The sequence below is a fragment of the Actinoplanes sp. GCM10030250 genome (assembly GCF_042666575.1).
GTDB lineage: Bacteria > Actinomycetota > Actinomycetes > Mycobacteriales > Micromonosporaceae > Actinoplanes.
This window is the reverse complement of record NZ_JBHTDO010000118.1, coordinates 1-680: the sequence shown is the minus strand read 5'-3', so window position 1 is coordinate 680 and position 680 is coordinate 1. Positions and strand designations below refer to the sequence as shown.

At 65.3% G+C, this 680-nt stretch carries 1 protein-coding gene; it reads left to right on the top strand.

Going from position 1 to position 680, the window contains the following annotated elements; genetic code table 11:
• Positions 1 to 680 (top strand): alpha-amylase family glycosyl hydrolase (locus tag ACFQV6_RS44305; protein WP_378033749.1); only part of this gene is annotated, 680 nt, incomplete at both ends.

Sequence of the window (680 nt, the reverse complement as noted above, 5' to 3'; positions counted from 1 at the left end):
GGGAACAGTTTGAACGTGCGGCATCATGAGTCGTTGCGGCTGATCATGGATTCGTTGCGGTACTGGGTGACCGAGATGCACGTCGACGGGTTCCGGTTCGATCTGGCTTCGGCGCTGGCCCGGGAGTTCCACGAGGTGGACCGGCTGGCGGCGTTCTTCGACCTGGTCAACCAGGATCCGGTGGTCTCGCAGGTGAAGCTGATCGCCGAGCCGTGGGACGTCGGTGACGGCGGTTATCAGGTGGGTGGGTTCCCGCCGAACTGGACCGAGTGGAACGGCAAGTACCGGGATTCGGTGCGGGACTTCTGGCGCGGTGAGCCGGCCAGCCTGGGCGAGTTCGCGTCCCGGTTCACCGGCAGCTCGGATCTCTATCAGGACGACGGGCGCCGGCCGATCGCGTCGATCAACTTCGTGACCGCGCACGACGGGTTCACGATGCACGACCTGGTGTCGTACAACGACAAGCACAACGACGCCAACGGCGAGGGCAACCGCGACGGCGAGAGCCACAACCGGTCCTGGAACTGCGGCGTCGAAGGCCCCACCGAGGACCCCGAGATCGTCACCCTGCGCGAACGGCAGAAACGCAACTTCCTGGCCACCCTGCTGCTCAGCCAGGGCGTACCGATGATCGCCCACGGCGACGAACTCGGCCGCACCCAACAGGGCAACAACAACGT